The 17558-nt window shown below is 62.5% G+C and carries 20 protein-coding genes, 1 tRNA gene and 1 pseudogene; 13 read left to right on the top strand and 9 right to left on the bottom strand.

Going from position 1 to position 17558, the window contains the following annotated elements; all coding sequences use genetic code 11:
• Nucleotides 1-45: 45 nt before the first annotated feature.
• The 3 genes from RGV59_RS09855 to RGV59_RS09865 form a co-directional block, all read right to left on the bottom strand.
• On the bottom strand, nt 46-1344 hold the full coding sequence (locus RGV59_RS09855) for an NAD(P)/FAD-dependent oxidoreductase (RefSeq protein ID WP_017845476.1): 1299 nt from the start codon (nt 1342-1344) through the stop codon (nt 46-48).
• A 60-nt stretch (nt 1345-1404) separates the two neighbouring features.
• The gene (locus RGV59_RS09860; RefSeq protein ID WP_016976295.1) at nt 1405-1578 is read right to left on the bottom strand and encodes a DUF3094 family protein; all 174 of its coding nucleotides are present in this window, start codon (nt 1576-1578) and stop codon (nt 1405-1407) included.
• Between the two features lie 90 nt (nt 1579-1668).
• Nucleotides 1669-2298 (bottom strand): DUF1780 domain-containing protein, encoded by a 630-nt coding sequence (locus tag RGV59_RS09865; RefSeq protein WP_017845475.1) that lies wholly within the window; start codon nt 2296-2298, stop codon nt 1669-1671.
• 99 nt (nt 2299-2397) lie between these two features.
• On the opposite strand from RGV59_RS09865, the gene RGV59_RS09870 reads away from it, so the two are divergent.
• The 3 genes from RGV59_RS09870 (at nt 2398) to RGV59_RS09880 (ending at nt 3843) form a co-directional block, all read left to right on the top strand.
• Nucleotides 2398-2865 (top strand): FAD/FMN-containing dehydrogenase, encoded by a 468-nt coding sequence (locus RGV59_RS09870; RefSeq protein ID WP_126585814.1) that lies wholly within the window; start codon nt 2398-2400, stop codon nt 2863-2865.
• Complete coding sequence (locus RGV59_RS09875) at nt 2862-3551, top strand: energy-coupling factor ABC transporter permease (RefSeq protein WP_126585813.1); 690 nt, start codon at nt 2862-2864, stop codon at nt 3549-3551. Before RGV59_RS09870 ends, RGV59_RS09875 begins: the two co-directional genes overlap by 4 nt.
• A 76-nt stretch (nt 3552-3627) precedes the next feature.
• Nucleotides 3628-3843: a hypothetical protein gene (locus tag RGV59_RS09880; protein WP_003171680.1), complete on the top strand. Its 216-nt coding sequence runs from the start codon at nt 3628-3630 to the stop codon at nt 3841-3843.
• Here RGV59_RS09880 and yacG read toward each other — a convergent pair.
• Genes yacG through RGV59_RS09900 form a run of 4 tightly spaced genes read right to left on the bottom strand, consistent with a single transcriptional unit; the run spans nt 3840 to nt 6728 of the window.
• Nucleotides 3840-4040: a DNA gyrase inhibitor YacG gene (gene yacG / locus RGV59_RS09885; protein WP_017845472.1), complete on the bottom strand. Its 201-nt coding sequence runs from the start codon at nt 4038-4040 to the stop codon at nt 3840-3842. The genes RGV59_RS09880 and yacG overlap by 4 nt on opposite strands.
• The gene (gene coaE / locus RGV59_RS09890; protein ID WP_017845471.1) at nt 4037-4660 is read right to left on the bottom strand and encodes a dephospho-CoA kinase; all 624 of its coding nucleotides are present in this window, start codon (nt 4658-4660) and stop codon (nt 4037-4039) included. The genes yacG and coaE overlap by 4 nt, the downstream gene beginning before the upstream one ends.
• Nucleotides 4657-5523, bottom strand: a complete 867-nt coding sequence (locus RGV59_RS09895) for a prepilin peptidase (RefSeq protein WP_017845470.1) — start codon at nt 5521-5523, stop codon at nt 4657-4659. Before RGV59_RS09895 ends, coaE begins: the two co-directional genes overlap by 4 nt.
• Complete coding sequence (locus RGV59_RS09900; RefSeq protein ID WP_126585812.1) at nt 5520-6728, bottom strand: type II secretion system F family protein; 1209 nt, start codon at nt 6726-6728, stop codon at nt 5520-5522. Before RGV59_RS09900 ends, RGV59_RS09895 begins: the two co-directional genes overlap by 4 nt.
• Nucleotides 6729-6929: 201 nt before the next feature.
• Here RGV59_RS09900 and RGV59_RS09905 point away from each other — a divergent pair, with 201 nt between their 5' ends.
• The 4 genes from RGV59_RS09905 to RGV59_RS09920 all read left to right on the top strand — a co-directional run bounded on the left by RGV59_RS09905 (nt 6930) and on the right by RGV59_RS09920 (nt 9342).
• Nucleotides 6930-7343: a pilin gene (locus tag RGV59_RS09905; protein WP_017845468.1), complete on the top strand. Its 414-nt coding sequence runs from the start codon at nt 6930-6932 to the stop codon at nt 7341-7343.
• 35 nt (nt 7344-7378) lie between these two features.
• Nucleotides 7379-8788: an O-antigen ligase family protein gene (locus RGV59_RS09910; RefSeq protein WP_126585811.1), complete on the top strand. Its 1410-nt coding sequence runs from the start codon at nt 7379-7381 to the stop codon at nt 8786-8788.
• Between the two features lie 39 nt (nt 8789-8827).
• Nucleotides 8828-8903, top strand: a tRNA-Thr gene (locus RGV59_RS09915).
• 133 nt (nt 8904-9036) lie between these two features.
• The gene (locus RGV59_RS09920; protein WP_017845466.1) at nt 9037-9342 is read left to right on the top strand and encodes a DUF6388 family protein; all 306 of its coding nucleotides are present in this window, start codon (nt 9037-9039) and stop codon (nt 9340-9342) included.
• Nucleotides 9343-9385: 43 nt separating this feature from the next.
• Here the strand turns inward: RGV59_RS09920 and nadC are convergent, their stop codons facing one another.
• A complete protein-coding gene (gene nadC / locus RGV59_RS09925) occupies nt 9386-10234 on the bottom strand; it encodes a carboxylating nicotinate-nucleotide diphosphorylase (protein WP_017845465.1) in 849 nt (282 codons plus the stop codon).
• A gap of 242 nt (nt 10235-10476) precedes the next feature.
• On the opposite strand from nadC, the gene RGV59_RS09930 reads away from it, so the two are divergent.
• From RGV59_RS09930 to RGV59_RS09950, 6 genes and pseudogenes are all read left to right on the top strand, one after another.
• Nucleotides 10477-12627 (top strand): DUF1631 domain-containing protein, encoded by a 2151-nt coding sequence (locus RGV59_RS09930; RefSeq protein WP_126585810.1) that lies wholly within the window; start codon nt 10477-10479, stop codon nt 12625-12627.
• A 61-nt stretch (nt 12628-12688) separates the two neighbouring features.
• Complete coding sequence (gene ampD / locus RGV59_RS09935) at nt 12689-13252, top strand: 1,6-anhydro-N-acetylmuramyl-L-alanine amidase AmpD (RefSeq protein WP_017845463.1); 564 nt, start codon at nt 12689-12691, stop codon at nt 13250-13252.
• Nucleotides 13249-14085, top strand: a complete 837-nt coding sequence (gene ampE / locus RGV59_RS09940; protein ID WP_104903957.1) for a regulatory signaling modulator protein AmpE — start codon at nt 13249-13251, stop codon at nt 14083-14085. The genes ampD and ampE overlap by 4 nt, the downstream gene beginning before the upstream one ends.
• Before the next feature lie 1132 nt (nt 14086-15217).
• A pseudogene (locus tag RGV59_RS31680) lies at nt 15218-15421 on the top strand (HAMP domain-containing protein); the annotation flags it as partial.
• Between the two features lie 153 nt (nt 15422-15574).
• Nucleotides 15575-16279 carry a methyl-accepting chemotaxis protein gene (locus RGV59_RS31685; RefSeq protein ID WP_370737529.1) on the top strand — a complete coding sequence of 235 codons (705 nt, stop codon included), beginning with the start codon at nt 15575-15577 and terminating at the stop codon, nt 16277-16279.
• A 126-nt stretch (nt 16280-16405) separates the two neighbouring features.
• On the top strand, nt 16406-16834 hold the full coding sequence (locus RGV59_RS09950) for a hypothetical protein (RefSeq protein ID WP_046488108.1): 429 nt from the start codon (nt 16406-16408) through the stop codon (nt 16832-16834).
• Here the strand turns inward: RGV59_RS09950 and RGV59_RS09955 are convergent.
• A complete protein-coding gene (locus tag RGV59_RS09955) occupies nt 16781-17557 on the bottom strand; it encodes a TatD family hydrolase (protein ID WP_126585809.1) in 777 nt (258 codons plus the stop codon). The two genes, RGV59_RS09950 and RGV59_RS09955, sit on opposite strands and share 54 nt — an antisense overlap.
• Nucleotide 17558 lies beyond the last annotated feature (1 nt).

The following is a 17558-nucleotide window of genomic DNA, read 5'->3' on the forward strand; positions in this document are numbered from 1 at the left end:
ACCAATGTGGGAGGGAGCAAGCCCCCTCCCACATTGATCGCGTGTTTAGTGAAGTTTGAGACGTGGCTCAGTTCCGCGCCCAATCCGGCTGCCCAGCATCAGCATCGCCGTGCGGAAGACGCCATACAGCGCCATCTGGTGCATGCGGTACAGCGACACATAGAACATCCGCGCCAACCAGCCTTCCAACATCACACTGCCTGTGAGGTTGCCCATCAGGTTACCCACCGCCGAGAAGCGCGACAGCGAGATCAGCGAGCCGTAGTCGGTGTACTTGTACGATGGCAGGTCCTTGCCTTCGATCCGCAGCTTCAACGATTTGGCCAGCAATGAAGCCTGCTGGTGCGCGGCCTGGGCGCGTGGCGGTACGTTGCGGTCGGTGCCGGGTTGCGGGCAGGCGGCGCAGTCACCGAAGGCGAAGATGTTTTCATCGCGGGTGGTTTGCAGTGTCGGCAGCACCTGCAGTTGATTGATGCGGTTGGTTTCCAGGCCGTCGATGTCCTTGAGGAAGGCGGGCGCACGGATGCCGGCGGCCCACACTTTCAGGCTGGCCGGAATCACTTGGCCGCTGCTGGTGATCAGCGCGTCGGCCGTCACTTCGCTGACCGCCGAGTTGGTCAGCACCGTCACGCCGAGCTTCTCCAGGGTTTTATGCACCGGCCCGCCGATCCGCTCCGGCAGGGCAGGCAGGACCCGTGGGCCGGCTTCGATCAGGGTGATGTGCATGTTTTCCGGTTTGATCCGGTCCAGGCCGTAGGCTGCCAGTTCATGGGCGGCGTTATGCAGTTCGGCCGCCAGTTCAACCCCGGTGGCGCCAGCGCCGACGATGGCCACGCTGATCTTTTCCACCACGTCGGTTTGCCCGGCATGGGCGCGCAGGTAGTGGTTGAGCAACTGCTGATGGAAGCGCTCCGCCTGTTTGCGCGTGTCGAGGAACAGGCAGTGTTGCGCCGCGCCTTCGGTGCCGAAGTCGTTGGTGGTACTGCCGACCGCGATCACCAGGCTGTCGTAGCCCAGTACGCGCGCAGGCACCAGTTCGCGGCCTTCTTCGTCGAGGGTCGCGGCCAGTTGGATTTTCTTCTGTTCACGGTCGAGCCCGCTCATGCGCCCCAGCTGGAACTCGAAGTGGTTCCATTTGGCCTGGGCGACATAATTGAGTTCGTCTTCCGAAGAGTTCAGCGAGCCGGCGGCCACTTCGTGCAGCAGCGGTTTCCAGATATGGGTCAGGTTGGTGTCCACCAGCGTGATGCTGGCGGTGCCGCGCTTGCCTAGAGTCTTACCCAGGCGGGTAGCCAACTCCAGGCCGCCGGCGCCGCCGCCGACGATAATAATACGATGGGTCATGGGGATATCTCGCAAGGCTAAAAGAAATCGGAGCGGTTACCCCCGCGAGCGCCAGGCAGCTCATAGCGTCAGGTAACTCAAAAGGCGGCTCAGCAGGCCGAGCCCGATCACCACCACCAGCACCACACCAAGGAGCAGCCACGGCCGGAAAGGCTTGCGCTCGACTCGGTTCTGGGAGAGTTGCAGGTACTCTTCGACATGCTGTTGGTCGTCGGGGTTCAGGCGGCTGGTCATATAAGGCCTCGTCAGGTAGACGTTGCAAAAGGGTGCCACGTTACGGTCAGGGAGTTGGCGGTATCGCCATAAGCGTAGCCTGTGCTCGCGTCACAGGCTGATGCCCACGTCGAACACGATGCTGCGCCCCAGATTGTTGCGCAAGAAATCCGGCGCGTCCGGGTGGGCGAACAGTACCCGGGCAAACGTCGGCCCCACCAGCGACAGCGAGCGCCAGCCCTGGCGCAAGTATTCGGTGGGCGGCGGGAAATGACTGTTGAGGTCCAGCACCTCGCGCTTGAGGCTGGCGAAGGCGACGATATCCAGCTCGCCCAGGTCCATCCCGCGTTCTTTGTAGTTGTGCGCTTTTTTGCGCAGGGTCGGCGCCAGGCGCAGCAGGAATTCATGGGCCGGAATCCGCCGCGGCTTGGCTTCGCGCCTGACCAGCTGGCTGAGGGAAAACGCACTGCGTCGACGCAGCAATTCGTCGCGCCATTCATCGTTCAGACGGCGTCCTTCGTCCAGCACGAAAAACACTTCGAAACTGGCGTCACGAAACAGCACGTCCGGCGGTTCTTGCCCGGCGGCATGAAACTCTTCGGCGCGGTACGGCACGTTCAAGCCTTGCAGCAGGCGCTGGCAGACCCAACGCTCACGCTCCCATTTACGGGCATTGGACAGGAACGCATTGGCTTGTTCGGCTGCCACGGTGAGCAGGCGCAAATAATCTGAGTCATCCATGCGTGCAGCTTAGCGCCCAAATGATGACCTCAGGAAGTCCCGACGCGAAAGCCCGGTGTAAACTGTCGACTCGGTTTTCTCTCAAGCATGAGGTGTGCAGTGAAGTTTTTCGCCGTGCTGTTGTTGAGCCTGTTGCCCGTGTGGGCCCAGGCGGTTGAAGTGGGTGAGCGCGTGGCGCCCTGGACTCTGCTGGATCAGTTCGATCAGGCCTACACCCTGGATGACCAGGCACAGGTCCTGTTGGTGGCCCGCAGCATGGATGCCGCCAAGCTGGTGAACGCGGCCCTGCAAGGCCAGCCCAAAGGCTATCTCGAAGCACGGCATGGGGTGTTTGTCGCGGATATCCAGCGCATGCCTCGGCTGGTCGCCAAGCTGTTCGCGGTGCCGGCCATGCAGTCCTACAACTACCGGGTCATGCTGGACCGGGACGCACGCATCGCTCCGCGTTATCCCGCGCCTGTGGATAAGGTGCTGTGGCTGCAACTGAATAACGGCAAGCTGACAGCGCGCCACGAGTACGGCTCTGCGGCTGAACTGCGCGAGGCTCTGGAGCAGGTGAAACCGTGATCAGTGCCGCGGTGCTGGCGCCGGGAACCCTCGGCATCGGCTGGCTGTTGTATGCGCCGGTGCTGTTGTGGGCGATCGTGCGTTCGCCGTGGGTCGAGCTGTTTGCTGACCGGCGGCGCCAGCATTTGCTGTTCGGTACGGTGTTCGCGTTATTCATGTTGTGGTTGGTGAGACGGGACTTCGATACCGGGGTCTCCTACCACTTTATCGGCATGACGGCCGTGACCCTGTTGCTCGACTGGCCGCTGGCAATCGTCGGCGGTTTCGCCGCGCAGTTGGGCTTGCTGTTGCTGGGTCGCCAGGACCTGGCCGCCGTGGGCATCAACGGCCTGCTGCTGATCGTGCTGCCGGTGCTGGTCACTGAAACCTGCGCGGTGCTTGTCGAGCGGGCACAACCGCGTAACCCGTTCGTCTATATCTTCTGTTCCGGCTTTTTCGCCGCTGCATTGTCGGCCTTGCTCTGCCTGTTGGCCGGGCTGGGGTTGCTGTGGTTCGACGGGCGTTTCGCGATGCCGGAATGGCTGGAGGATTTTATCGGTTACCTGTGGCTGATCATCTTCCCCGAGGCCTTCATCAACGGCATGGTCATCAGCGCCCTGGTGGTGTTTTGCCCGGAATGGCTGGAGACATTCAACCGCACGCGTTACCTCTCGGCGCCCTGGAAAGACGACAATTCGCAGACTTGACTCAGATCAAATCGCGCCCAGCGTGGCGGGCCCATGCTTTGCGAAACTTTTCCTGAGCAAGATGGGAGCACGGATCATGAGTGTGTATGAATGGGCACGTCAGGAGTTGCGCAGAAGCCAGGACGCGGCACAAGAAATCGGCTTTGATCCAGGCTTGACCTTGCGCGCGATGCTCAGCGCGGTGGTGCAGCAGAGCAAGGGCGTGCGCAGTTTCGAAGACCTGGCCGACGAGTTGCAATACCTGGCAGAGAACCTCGACGACCAGCAGGAATATGCCTTTATGCGGCCTTAATGGCGCGGTGGCAGGTCTTCGGAAAACAGCTCGTCTTCGGCGTCCGGCGCCACGGGGATCTTATGTTCCTCAGCGGCCCAGGCACCCAGGTCGATGAGCTTGCAACGGTCCGAGCAGAACGGCCGGTTGAGGTTGGTCGCTTTCCATTCCACGGGTGCGCCGCAGGTTGGGCATTCGACGGTCAAGGGTTGGCTCATGATCGGCCTCCACGCAAAGTAAGGTAAAAGTGGTGCAGTCGTTCGACCTCGCTGTGCAACCAGGCGAGGTCGCGGTCATTGACCAGCACGTCATCGGCATGGCTCAGGCGGTCTTCGCGGCTGGACTGGGCCTTGAGTATCGCCTGCACCTGTTGTTCGCTGATGCCGTCGCGCTGCAGGGTACGCTGAATCTGCAGGGATTGCGGCACGTCGATCACCAGGATGCGTTGGGTCATGCTGTGCTGGCCGGATTCGATCAGCAGCGGCGACACCAGGATCGCGTAAGGCGAGCGCGCACGCGCCAGGTGGTTGCGAATCTCTTCGCCAATCAACGGGTGCAGCAAGGCTTCCAGCCAGCGGCGTTCTTGCGGCACTTCAAAGATTAACTTGCGCAATGCGGCGCGGTCCAACTGGCCGTCGGGCTGCAGCACGCCGGCACCGAAGTGTTCGACAATGCTGGCGAGCGCCGGCCGGCCGGGTTCGACCACCCAGCGCGCGGCGTGATCGGCGTCTACCAGGTCTACGCCGAGGTCGCTGAAGTGCTGGGCCGCGGCGCTCTTGCCGCTGCCGATGCCGCCCGTAAGGCCAAGAATCCAGGGTGTTGCAACAGGAGTGGTCATTTGAAACCGACAGACTGCAAATAGAAGTCGGTTATTTGACCACCCCAGAGCACGGCAATCCAGCCGGCAATTGCCAGATAGGGACCAAACGGCATCGGCGTGGCCGCCTGGATCTTGCTCCGACGCAGCAGGATCAGCCCGCCGCACACGCCCACCAGCGATGACATCAGCAGCGTCATCGGCAGGATTTGCCAGCCACCCCAGGCGCCGAGCAGCGCCAACAACTTGAAGTCGCCGTAGCCCATGCCGTCCTTGCCGGTGGCCAGCTTGAACAGCCAGAACACCGTCCACAGGCTCATGTAGCCGATCACCGCACCCCACAGTGCATCGGGCAGGGGCACCAGCAGCTCGACGCTGTTAAGCATCAGCCCCAGCCACAACAGCGGCAGGACCAGCACATCGGGCAGCAGTTGGTGGTCGACGTCGATCAGGCTCATCGCCAACAAGCCCCAGCTCAACAGCATCACTGCGCCCGCTTGCCAGCCAAAGCCGAAATGCCAGGCCACCACGGCCGAGATCAACCCGCACGCCAGTTCGGTCAAGGGATAACGCGTACTGATCGCTTCGCGGCAATGGGCACAGCGGCCCCGGAGCATCAGGTAGCTGAGCAGCGGGATGTTTTCCCACGGCCGAATCGGCTGATTGCAGTGTGGGCAGCAGGAATTGGGCTGCATCAGGTTGTATCTCGGCCCGACGGGGTCGCCGGGCAAACCGAGCACTTCATGGGCCTGTGCGCGCCATTCCCGTTCAAGCATTTTCGGCAGGCGCCACACCAGCACGTTGAGGAAACTGCCCACGATCAAGCCCAGCACCATTGCCATGGCGACAAAGGCCCACGGCTGCTGGCTCAACAGCAGGCTCAAAATGCCGTACCGAGTTGGAAGACCGGCAGGTACAGGGCGATTACCAAAGCGCCGACAATCCCGCCGAGCACCACCATGATCAGCGGTTCCATCAGGCTGGTGAGTTGGTCGACCAGCGTGTCGACGTCCGACTCATAGTGGCTCGCGACTTTTTCCAGCATGTGCTCCAGGGTGCCGGATTCTTCACCAATCGCCGTCATCTGGATCGCCATGCCAGGGAACAGACCGCTGGTAGCCATGGCCCGATTCAACGGCATGCCTGTGGATACATCGTGACGCATATGTTCGATAGCCTGTTTGAATAGCTGGTTGCTGGCAGCGGCCGCCACTGAATCCAGGGCCTGCACCAACGGCACTCCGGCCGCGAACGTAGTTGAAAGCGTGCGTGCGTAGCGGGCGACCGCCGACTTTTTCAGCAGTGTGCCTGCCAGGGGCGCTTTCAACAAACCGGCATCCAGCCAATGACGAAAACCGGGCGATACGCGATAGGCCCGGCGCAACCCCAGACCTCCCGCGCCCAGGCTGAGCGCCAGCATCCACCAGGCTTGTTGCAGGAACTCGGACAAGGCAATCACGTACAGAGTAAAACCGGGCAACTCGCTGTCCACGCTGGCGAACAGGTTCTGGAATTGCGGCACCACATGGATCAGCAAGAGACTGCTGACAAGGCTGGCGACCACGATGACCGCGATGGGGTAGGTCATGGCCTTCTTGATCCGGGCCTTGAGCCGTTCGCTCTTTTCCAGGTGATCCGCCACCCGTTCCAGAAGGGTTTCCAGGGCGCCGGCCTGCTCACCCGCTGCCACCAGGTTGCAGTACAGGTCATCGAAGTAGCGCGGCTGTTTGCGCAGTGCCGACGCCAGGGTATTCCCGGCGCCGATCTCCTGTTTCAGGCCTTTTACCAGCCTGTACATGTGGCGGTTGTCGAAGCCTTCGCTGATCACGTCGAAGGCTTGCAGCAAGGCAATGCCGGCCTTCAGCAGTGTCGCCAGTTGGCGGGTGAACAGGGCAATTTCCGCCGGTTTGATCGGCGCAGCGAGGCTTGGCAGGCCGGCGGATTGTTTGCGCACGCGGCCAGGGCAAATCCCTTGCTGGCGCAGTTGTGCCTTGACCCGCGCGAGGTCGTGGCTGACGGTTTGCCCGGACACCCTGCGTCCCTGGCGGTTGATGCCCTCCCAGGCGTATGTCGTGGCAGCGTTGGTCATGTCTCTGTTCCGCACACAGGTCGTCGAATCTTTATAGCGTAGCCAGGTGACGGATTCGGATTGCTCGGCGTTCAACGATAAAATGTCAGATTGTGCGTCTTGGACGCGATTGGCCGCTCGCGGGTGAGTACACTGGCGCGGCTGCACGATACGGGGCGCAGGACGCGCCTTGTCATGGGTTCTGTTCTGGAGAGGAATGTGATGCGTCAGAAAGGTTTTACTTTGATCGAGTTGTTGATCGTCGTGGCAATCATCGGCATTTTAGCCACCATTGGCTTGCCCATGTACACCACGCATCAGGCCAAGGCCAAGTTCACGGCCGGGCTGGCTGAAATCACCGCGTTGAAAGCCGGCTACGAGGATGTATTCAACCAAGGCACAGTGCCAACCGTGGCATTGATCGGTGGCACCAGCCCGACCGCCAATTGCAAGATCGATGTGGCAGGGGATGTCGCCACCGGCGCCGGTTCCATCAGTTGCGAAATCCTCGATGCCCCGGCACCGGTACTGGGCAAGACCATTACCCTGACGCGCAGCGCCACCGCCGGCTGGAAATGCGCCACGACGGCAGAGGCCAAGTACGCCGCCAAAGGGTGTGGCGCCGACGGGGCATGACTGCCAAACCCTGCGCACGGACGTAAAGGTGGCCGATGTCGTTATCCCCGCAGCAGCGCGACAAGACGTTCCTGGTGATTGCAGCGTGCTTGCTCGCGCTGGGTATCTGCGCACCGTTCAGCGGGCATGACTGGCAGCGCGCAATGCAGGTGGCCATGGGCCTGGGCGCGGTGGTGTATGGGCTGACGGTCGTTCCCGTCGAGCGTCTGGTGGACCGGCCGACGGCCCTGGGCCTGGTGCTGATCGTTGGGCTGGGCCTGGTGTCATCGGCACTGGCCCATCAGCCGCTCTGGGCCTTCACCGAGGTCGCGCTGTTCATCAGCTGTGGGGCGATCGCCGTCGCGGTTGCCCTGCTGCGCCGACATGCAGGTGAGCCGTTGGACCGCGTGCTGATCCTGATGGTGGTGCTGCTGTGCCTGATCAAGTCGATCCAATACCTGTATGCCGGCGCGCTCGCCTTCGCCAGTGGCGCGCGGGTTCTTGATCCGGACGCGTTGCTGTCCGGGTTTTCCAACAAGCGCTTCTACGGTCAATTCCAGACCTTCACCCTGCCATTGCTGGCGCTGCCCTTGCTGATGCCCAAGGTCTCCCGCTCCGTGCGGGGCGCGGTGTTTGCGTTGCTGTGTGTGTGGTGGTTGATCGCTATCAGCGGCGGCACCCGCGGCACCTGGCTCGGCATGGCGGTGGCCGGGGTGGCATTGGCGCTGCTCGGGCCGTGGGGGCGACGCTGGTTGGCCTGGCAATTGGCTGCGGTGTGCGGCGGTTTGTTGCTGTATACGGCGTTGTTCACGCTGTTGACGGGTGCGCTGGGTGTCGAGGTCGGCAGTGGCGTCAGCGATCGCCTCACCACTTCGCTGTCGGGGCGTGGCCCGATCTGGTGGCAGGCCTGGCACATGATCGCCGAGCGTCCGTGGCTGGGGTTCGGGCCGATGCATTTCGCGGATATCGCCAACCCGATCGCCGCGCACCCGCACCAGGCAATCCTGCAATGGGCCAGCGAGTGGGGCGTTCCCTCGGCCTTGTGCGTGGCTGCCTTGGCGTGGCGCGGTGGCTGGGCCACCCTCCGCGTGTTGCGGGCGCGGGCTTGTTCTACAGCGCGCGTGGACTTGCTGCGCGGGTGCCTGTTTGCGGCATTGCTGGGCGCGCTCACGCAAGCGATGGTCGACGGCGTCATCGTGATGCCCAACTCGCAGGTCTGGTTGGCGCTGGTGGTGGGCTGGTTGATGGCGCTGCACGTGTGGCGCGCCGCTCCTGACGCGTCGCTGCCGTGGGCCTGGGCAGGGTGGCGGGTGGCGGCGGTGCTGTCCGTTGGCCTGCTGGTGTGGGTCGTGATGCGTGATGCCCCGCACATCGAGCAAGCCCAGCAAGGCTATCTTGAAGGTGGCAACCAACACCTGCAGCCGCGCTTCTGGGCCCAAGGGGTGATTGCCCTGCGACGTCAGTGAGTTGCCGGACGCCCGATGCGGTGCTAGCTTTAGCCCACCGCCCGTGTAGCTCAGCCGGTAGAGCAGCGCACTCGTAACGCGAAGGTCGCAGGTTCGATTCCTGTCTCGGGCACCAAAGCAACACCGTTTTCAGATGATCCCAGAATGGTTCTGAAGGCCAGGCGAGTCGGCATTCGTGCCCGCTCTTTTGTATCTGCGCAACCTTGATGACCCAGATGCATCCCCATTCCTCGATCTAAGAGAACAACATGACCACGACTGAAATGACCCAGGAAGTTCGGCACCAAGCAGCCCTCGACAAATACCTCGGGGAATCGCCGCAGCTTAAAGAAGAGATCAAGGACCTGAGCGCTGACGATCAGCGCGACCAGATCCAGTGGGCATTTGAGGACGAGGCCGAGAGCCAGGGCCTCCAGCCATGGGAGCTGAGCCTCAAGTACACCTCGTCAGCGGACGAGTTCGAAGCCGCACGGCTGGCCTTGCACCAAGAGGCGGCTGAAGTGCTCGGTGTCGAATGGGAAGAGTATTGCGAGATGAATAACCTGGTGGTCTGAACCGCTGTTGCAGGAGCCGGCAACCCGGCTCCTGCAACGGGCTTCAGATACTGAGGCGCATCGACAGGTCCACCGCTTTCACATCCTTGGTCATCGCGCCGATGGAGATGTAGTCCACCCCGGTTTCAGCGATGGGCAGCAGGGTTTTTTCGTTGATCCCGCCGCTGGCTTCCAGCTTGGCTTTGCCGCCGTTCAGGCGCACGGCTTCACGCATGTCGTCCAGGCTCAGTTCGTCGAGCATGATGATATCGGCGCCCGCCGCCAATGCTTCGCGCAATTCGTCCAGGCTTTCCACTTCGACTTCCACCGGTTTGCCCGGGGCAATCTTGTGCGCGGCCGAAATCGCCTGGGAGATACCGCCACAGGCGGCGATATGGTTTTCCTTGATCAGGAACGCGTCATACAAACCGATGCGATGGTTGTGGCAACCGCCACAGGTCACGGCGTATTTCTGCGCCAGACGCAGGCCCGGCAGCGTCTTGCGCGTGTCGAGCAACTTGACCTGGGTGCTCGCGACGCTATCCGCCAGGTACTGGGCGCGTGTGGCCACGCCGGAGAGCATCTGCAGGAAATTCAGCGCGCTGCGTTCGCCGCTGAGCAGCGAACGTGCCGGGCCTTCGAGGTGGAACAGTGCCTGGTTGGGGCTGACGCGTTCACCGTCGGCCACCAGCCAATGCACCGCGACCCGCGGGTCCAGTTGGCGGAACACCGCGTCCACCCAGGCCGTGCCAGCGATAACGGCCGCATCGCGGGTGATGATCGTGGCCTTGGCCAGCCGTTCGGCCGGGATCAATTGCGCGGTGATGTCGCCGCTGCCGATGTCTTCGCGCAGTGCGCGGCGCACGTTGGCTTCGATTTCGGCGGTGAGGTCGGCAAGACGGAGATTCGGCATAACAGGCTCCACAAACAAAGTGCGCCGATTATAGGGGCTGTGCGCGTTTGAACCCAGTGGCGTGCTCATTTACAGCGTTATGACAGAGTTCGCTGGCGCAACGACCCCCATTTGCAAGATAATCTCGCGCCTTGCAATTGGCGTCATAGCTTTGACGTCCTGGTGGTAACCGGATATTCGCAGTGCCCCACTGGGCCTGCCCCGACTTTGCCCTACCCACACCGCCGTTTCAGGAGGCCTGGATGCACAACGACGGAAAGGTGGTGCCGATCAATAAGGCACAGACCACGCCATCGCCGCTCGCGCGCCTACCGGTGGTGTTGCTGCAGGTTCGCGACAAGGCTGCGCAGCAACTGCAGCAAGGTTTGCAGGAGCTGTTCGATAACGCCGACGACACCCTGTTCGAAATGGCCGACAAGGCCCTTAACAACGTCGACCACCATATTTTCTTTGAAGCCATGCGCGACCTGCGTCTCAAGCGCAAGAATTTCGAGCGCGTGTTCATGGGGCAACTGTTCGAGGCCTTCGCCAACCTGGGCGGGGCAGGGCGCGGTGAACGGCAGTTGGTGCCGGTGGTGTCCTACGACAAGGTGCCCGGCATCCTCAGGGAGGACCTGGAAAAAGCCCTGGCGCTGGAGGCAATGCTCGGGCGGGTGCAGCATCGCGACGGCCTCGCCCTGGGGCAACTGACCACTCGCCTGGGCGCCTTGCTCGGCAGGTCCATGGATGACTGCGAGAACCCCCTGGGGCCGGCGCTGCTGTGCGAGTTTTTCCTACGCGCGGGGCGCAGCCTGGGCGTGGAAATTCGCGTCAAGCTGGTCATGCTCAAGCTCTTTGAAAAGTACGTGCTCAGCGACGCCGACCACCTGTACGGTGAGGCCAATCAGTTGCTGGTCGCCACCGGCGTGCTGCCTGAACTCAAGGCGGCGCCGGCCCGTCGCTCCGGCGGGCGCGTACCGTGCAAGCACACGCGTGAAGCCCGGTTGCCAAGCGCCGACCAGCCAGTCGACGAAAATGGCGAGCACGCCTTTTCTACCTTGCGAGCGCTGCTGGGCGCCGTGCGCGGCAGTGTCGCGCCGACCCTGGAAGCCAGCGCCGAGCCCCAGCCCATTGCCACCCGCGACCTGCTGCGGCTGTTGTCCCATTTGCAGCAATACGTGCCGGAGCCGGATGTCGAGGACGACTTCGACCTGCGCAACCAGTTGAAGCAACTGCTGACCCGAGTCAGCGTCAAGAGCGGCAAATCGCGGGTCGTGGAAGAGGCCGACGAAGACGTGATCAACCTGGTCGCGCTGTTGTTCGAATTCATCCTCAATGACCACGCCGTCCCGGACGCCTTCAAAGCCTTGATCGCCCGGTTGCAGATCCCGATGCTCAAACTGGCGGTGCTGGACAAGAGCCTTTTCAGCCGCGCCGGCCATCCGGCGCGGCGGCTGCTCAACGAAATCGCCGGTGCCGCCATTGGTTGGAGCCCGGCTGAGGGCAACCCGCGTGACAGCCTGTACCTGCGCATCGAGCAGGTGGTGCAGCGGTTGCTGAATGATTTTGCCGAAGACCCGGCGATTTTTTCCGAACTGCTGTCGGAGTTCTGCGCGTTTACCGCTGACGAGCGCCGGCACAGTGCATTGCTCGAACAGCACACCCGCGATACCGAGGAAGCGCGCCTGCGTAACGAGGCGGCCCGACAGCGCGTGGCCGACGTGCTGAACCGGCGTTTGCTGGGCAAGGTCCTGCCGCGCTCGGTGGTGCAGTTTGTGCAACAGGCCTGGAGCCAGGTGCTGTTGCTGGCCAGCCTCAAGCACGGTGAGCAATCGGTGCAGTGGCAGGCGGGGCTGCGCACCCTGGACGAGTTGATCTGGAGCGTTGGCCTGCACGACGACACCGAGGCCGGGCGGCATCTGCTGGAGCAGTTGCCGGCGTTGCTCAAGGCCTTGCGCGACGGGGTGAGCGGCGCGGGGTTCGACCCTTTCAGCACCCGTGAGTTCTTTGTTCGGCTGCAGGCCCTGCATGTTCAGGCGTTCGAGGGCGACGAGAGGTTGATCGAGGTGCAGGAGCCCTTCGTGTTCGACCCTGGCTTGCCCGATGCCGCGCAGGACCTAGCCGCGGATGATCCCGACCTGCTCAAGGTGCGCCAATTGCGCGTTGGCGTTTGGCTCGAGTTCCTGGAACCCGAGAAAACCGCTCTGCGCGGCAAACTGAACGCGATCATGGCACCGGCCGATCGCTATGTTTTCGTCAACCGCGCCGGGCTCAAGGTGCTCGAGCGCAGCGCCGGCCAACTGGCCCTGGCGTTCAAGCGTGGTGCGTTGCGTATCCTGGACGAAGCCCTGCTGTTCGAGCGTGCGCTGGCGACGGTGGCGGGTAACTTGCGTCAACTCAATCGCGGCAAGTGATCGCAACCATAGGGCTGAACGCGGCATACTGGTCAGACTTAGTCACGTTCAAGGAACCTGTATGCAGTTGGACCCCGCCAGCGGTTGGTGCCAGGGTGTTCGTCATTGCCCTTCGCCCAACTTCAACGAGCGCCCCGCAGGTGAAGTCTCGCTGTTGGTGGTGCATAACATCAGCCTGCCGCCGGCGCAGTTCGCCACCGGCAAGGTGCAGGAATTTTTCCAGAATCGCTTGGATGTCACGGAACATCCTTACTTTGCAGGGATTGCCGACCTACGCGTGTCAGCGCATTTTCTGATTGAACGCGACGGAGGGGTGACGCAGTTTGTGTCCTGCCTCGACCGCGCCTGGCATGCCGGGGTTTCCAGCTTCGAGGGGCGCGAAACGTGCAATGACTTTTCCCTGGGGATCGAGCTGGAAGGTACGGATGACCTGCCGTTTACCGATGCCCAATATGCGTCACTGATCGACCTGACACGTCAGTTGCTGGCGACTTACCCGGGCATCACCCGTCAGCGCATTTGTGGTCACAGCGATATCGCCCCGGGGCGCAAGACCGATCCCGGGCCCGCTTTTGATTGGATGCGCTTTCGCAGCGCCCTGCAGGATGGAGGACACGCACAATGAGTTTCCTGATGTTGGTGCTGGCGGTCTGGATCGAGAAATTCTCGGCCTTGCGCCAAAAGTTGCAGCGCGACGGCAGATGGCTGCGCGAACTGGCCAGATTGGAATCGAGCCCGCGCCTGGGCGAACAGCCCTGGTTGATTCTGGCGCTGCTGGTGTTGCTGCCGGTGGCCGTGCTGGCGTTGTTGCTGCTGGTGCTGGAACCGGTGGCCTACGGCCTGTTGGCGCTGCCGGTGCATTTGCTGGTGCTGATCTATAGCCTGGGGCGCGGTGACCTGCTGGCCGGGCTTGGCCCGTTCCGCGATGCCTGGCGGCGCGGCGACCTGCAGGCCGCCGAGCATGTGGCCGAGCGTGACCTGAAGGTCGCTGCCGACAGTGGCGAGCAGTTGCTGGAGGGTGTCCAGGGGTATCTCTTGTGGCAGGCCTATCAGAGCTTCTTTGCGGTGATCTTCTGGTATTTCCTGTTGGGCCCGGTCGCAGCCCTGGCCTATCGCCTGCTGGCGCTGGCCAGCGAACACAGTCAGAACCCTCTGGTGGCCGAGCGTGCCGCGCAACTGCGGCATGCCTTTGACTGGTTGCCGGTGCGCTTGCTGGCGGCGAGCTTCGCCTTGGTGGGCAACTTTGTCGCGGTCAGCCGAGTGATGCTCCACGAGCTGTTGAGCTGGGACATCAGTGCCGCGCAACTGATGGACAAAGTCGGCCTGGTGGCCGCCGAAATCCCGCCGCCGGTGGTGGGGGCCGACGGCATCAACAGCCTGGATCGCCTGTGGGAACTGCTGCTGCGCGCGGCGGTGCTGTGGTATGCCGGTTTCGCCATCTGGACCGTGTTGCCCTAGCGGTCACGCTCAATCCCTGTGGGAGCAAGCCTGCTCCCACAGCGCGTTAACTTTACGTTACAAAACTCCCTTACGATTTGAGCTATACAAGTAGAGCGCCAAATAGTGGCTATCTGCCGCCGCCCTGCGCCTCAAATAAAAATAATAGGAAGGGAGTTCACCTGTGAAGAGCTTGCTCTATCCCGCCGTCGCGCTGATGAACCGCCTGAGCTTCGGCATGAAGTTCAGTTTGATCAGCGTGTTGTTCCTGTTGCCGATGCTGGCGACCAACTATTTCCTGGTGCGCGATTCCTGGCGTGAATTCCAGGGCACCCGCATCGAACTGCAAAGCCTGGATTTGCTCGGCAGCAGCCTGGCCTTGCGCCGTGACCTGGAAACCCTCAACAACCAGGTGCAGATCAACGCGACCCTCGGCCAATCCGGCAAGGCGGGCGATCTGGAGGGCGCGATCAACACCCTGGAGCAGAGTGTGCTGGCGCGCCTGCAAGGCCTGAGCGCGATGGCCACCGACCCCGAGCAAGTCGCCGTATTCGACGCCAAGCGCGACGAGCTGGTTGGCGCCTTCAAGGCCCAGCAACAGGAGTCATCGCTACAGAGCAAAAGTGCGCTGATCGGCAAACTGCTGAACAAGGCGCAGATGCTCAGCCAGATCATCGCCAGCCAATCCGGCTTGAGCCGCGACCCCCAGAGTGATCTGCGCCAGCTCAGCGAACTGATCACCGGCGTCACGCCGCAAGTCACCCAGACGTTGGGCGAAGGGCGGGCAATGGGCGCGTACTCCCTCGGCCAGGGTTTTCTCAACTCCTCCTCCAGCACGCGCTTCGACGAGCTGTTGCAGCAGTTGGAAAAACTCCAGGCCGAATACGGCTTGAAGCTGCAGGACGCCCTGGGCTCCAGCAAAGCCGCCCACACAGCGCTCGACAGCCTGGCCAAGGCCAGCAACGCGAGCCTCAAGCAAGGCAGTGAACTGTTTGAAGAGCAGGTGGTGATGGCCGAAACCCTCGACGCACCGTGGCAGGGCTTCTACGACGACGTGAGTCAACTGATGGCCCAGACCTACCAACTCAATGAGGCCACCCTGGGTTTTCTCGGACAACAGTTGGAGCAACGGCTGACGCAAAACCGCACGCACATGGTCGTACTGGTGTCGGCCCTGGCGGCGGTGTTTTTGCTGATCTTTTATCTGTACGCCGGTTTCTATGCCTCGACGCGCACCACGTTGCGGCGCTTGGGGGCGATGATGGACAAGGTGGCGGCGGGCGATATGACCGTCACGTTTGTCGCCCGCAGCCGCGACGAGTTGGGCGACCTGGGCCAAGTGTTCAATGGCACCGTGGCCAAGATCCACGACCTGATCGAGCGCGTCGGGCACACCGTCAGCCAGGTTGAGTTGCAGGCCGGCCAGGTCGAGGCGGTCTCGGCCCGCAGTAACCAGGCGGTCTCCGGGCAGCGCAGCCAGATCGAACAGGTGGCGACGGCCATGAACCAGATGTCCTCCACCGCCCAGGAAGTGGCACGCAGCGCGGCGGCGGCGGTGAGCAGCGCCCATAGCGTCAACGATGAAACCGTCAGCGGCCGTGGCCTGGTGCAGTCCCAGCAAGGCAGCATTGCGCGGTTGGCATCGGAGATCGATGAGTCGGTACGCGTGATCAATCAACTGGCCACCGACAGCCAATCCATCAGCAGTGTGCTGGAAGTGATCAAGAGCATCGCCGAGCAAACCAACCTGCTGGCGCTCAACGCCGCGATCGAAGCAGCCCGCGCCGGGGAGCAGGGCCGCGGCTTTGCGGTGGTGGCCGATGAAGTGCGGACCCTGGCCCGGCGCACCCAGCACTCCACTGAAGAGATCGAGCAGATGATCAGCCGATTGCACAGCGGTGTCGGCGCGGCAGTCAAGGCCATGGGCACCAGCCATGCCATGGCTGAAGGCACCGTGGGCCAGTCGGAAAAGGTCCAGCAGGCCCTGGAAAATATTCTCGGCGCCGTCGGCATGATCGTGGATCAGAACCAGCAGATTGCCGCCGCCGTCGAGCAGCAAACCGCGGTCGCCCACGACATCGACCGCAACATCGTCGAAATCAACCGCGCCGGAGAGCATGCGGCCGACGGTGCGTACCAGACCGAAGCGGCCAGCCGGCAGTTGTCGCAGCAGGTGATCGAGCTGAAGCAACTGATCGGCGCATTTCGGGTGTAGGGCCTGTTAGTAGGATTTGTCCTTTGTGGTTGTGGTGATTGTCTTAATTTTGCGACGTATCTTTTCTGGCGGCGTGAATAGGTGAAAATTTGTTTCACCTGGTCACAGTCCCAAGGAGGCACGGCGATGATTGCTGCATTCGGTATCAGAGGGCGCTGTGCTCGATGCGACATGACGTTTGAACTCAAGCCTTGGCAGTTGAACGCGATTGCCATCGACGAGCCGTTCGAGTGCGTGTATTGCCAGTCGGGCCTGCAGTTGCGGGGTCGCAAACAGCAGCGTCAATTTCGTGCGCTGGACCAGTGGGCGCTGGTTCGCCCGAGCATGATCATCCTGACCTGCGTGACCTTGCTGGTCGCACTGGTGGCGGAGTGGGTGGGGTTGCTCAGTGTGATCGAGCAGCTCAACCTTTCACTGGTGACGGTGCTGATCCACTGCCTGGTGCTGCGTTTTGCCCGCCATCGGCAACGCATGACCCTGGACCTGCAGGCCGTCAGCCCGCTACCAATTGAACAGCTCGCACGCGTTGCGTGTGCTCGCCTGCGCCAGCGATAACGGGCTCAGGCCCATGCGCTCGGCTAACGCGGCGCAGATCTCGGGCAGGTGTTCCGGGCTGTTGCGCTGGCCGGGATGCATGGCGGGGGCCATGTCCGGTGCATCGGTTTCCAGTACCACGGCGTCCAGGGGCAGTTGCGCGAGTACTTTGTGCATGCGCAGCGCCTGTGGCCAGGTGGCCGCGCCGCCCAGGCCCAGTTTGAACCCCAGCTTGATGTACTCGCGCGCCTCTTCGCGGCTGCCGGCGAAGGCGTGGATGATGCCGCCCCGTGGCAGGCGGATGCGCTTGAGGGTGGCGATCACGGCGGCATGGCTGCGGCGCACATGCAGCAGGGCCGGCAATTGGAAATCCACGGCCATCTTGAGTTGGGCTTCGAACAGGTGTTGCTGGCGTTCGCGGTCGAGGTGTTCGAGGAAGTAATCCAGGCCGATCTCGCCCACCGCGCACAATTGCCGATGGCCCCGCAGGCGGGTCAGCCAGTCGCCCAGGGCCGTCAGGTCGGCGGGGCGATGCTCGTCGAGGTACGCCGGGTGCAGGCCGAAGGCTGCGAACAAACCTTCATCGTCTTGCACCAGATCCCACAGTCGTTGCCAATTTTGCTGATACACCCCCAACACCACCATGCGCTGTACGCCGAGTTGGCGGCTGTGCGCGAGGACTTGCCGGCGATCACTGTCGAAGTCCGGGAAGTCCAGGTGGGTGTGGGTGTCGATCAGCTCCACG

The organism is Pseudomonas sp. FG1, assembly GCF_034313875.1.
Classification (GTDB): Bacteria; Pseudomonadota; Gammaproteobacteria; order Pseudomonadales; family Pseudomonadaceae; genus Aquipseudomonas; species Aquipseudomonas veronii.

Coding starts and splice junctions, on each gene's coding strand:
- RGV59_RS09855 (WP_017845476.1), bottom strand. CDS start 1,344: ATGACCCATCGTATTATTATCGTCGGCGGCGGCGCCGGCGGCCTGGAG.
- RGV59_RS09860 (WP_016976295.1), bottom strand. CDS start 1,578: ATGACCAGCCGCCTGAACCCCGACGACCAACAGCATGTCGAAGAGTAC.
- RGV59_RS09865 (WP_017845475.1), bottom strand. CDS start 2,298: ATGGATGACTCAGATTATTTGCGCCTGCTCACCGTGGCAGCCGAACAA.
- RGV59_RS09880 (WP_003171680.1), top strand. CDS start 3,628: ATGAGTGTGTATGAATGGGCACGTCAGGAGTTGCGCAGAAGCCAGGAC.
- yacG (WP_017845472.1), bottom strand. CDS start 4,040: ATGAGCCAACCCTTGACCGTCGAATGCCCAACCTGCGGCGCACCCGTG.
- coaE (WP_017845471.1), bottom strand. CDS start 4,660: ATGACCACTCCTGTTGCAACACCCTGGATTCTTGGCCTTACGGGCGGC.
- RGV59_RS09900 (WP_126585812.1), bottom strand. CDS start 6,728: ATGACCAACGCTGCCACGACATACGCCTGGGAGGGCATCAACCGCCAG.
- RGV59_RS09905 (WP_017845468.1), top strand. CDS start 6,930: ATGCGTCAGAAAGGTTTTACTTTGATCGAGTTGTTGATCGTCGTGGCA.
- RGV59_RS09910 (WP_126585811.1), top strand. CDS start 7,379: ATGTCGTTATCCCCGCAGCAGCGCGACAAGACGTTCCTGGTGATTGCA.
- RGV59_RS09920 (WP_017845466.1), top strand. CDS start 9,037: ATGACCACGACTGAAATGACCCAGGAAGTTCGGCACCAAGCAGCCCTC.
- nadC (WP_017845465.1), bottom strand. CDS start 10,234: ATGCCGAATCTCCGTCTTGCCGACCTCACCGCCGAAATCGAAGCCAAC.
- RGV59_RS09930 (WP_126585810.1), top strand. CDS start 10,477: ATGCACAACGACGGAAAGGTGGTGCCGATCAATAAGGCACAGACCACG.
- ampD (WP_017845463.1), top strand. CDS start 12,689: ATGCAGTTGGACCCCGCCAGCGGTTGGTGCCAGGGTGTTCGTCATTGC.
- ampE (WP_104903957.1), top strand. CDS start 13,249: ATGAGTTTCCTGATGTTGGTGCTGGCGGTCTGGATCGAGAAATTCTCG.
- RGV59_RS31685 (WP_370737529.1), top strand. CDS start 15,575: ATGTCCTCCACCGCCCAGGAAGTGGCACGCAGCGCGGCGGCGGCGGTG.
- RGV59_RS09950 (WP_046488108.1), top strand. CDS start 16,406: ATGATTGCTGCATTCGGTATCAGAGGGCGCTGTGCTCGATGCGACATG.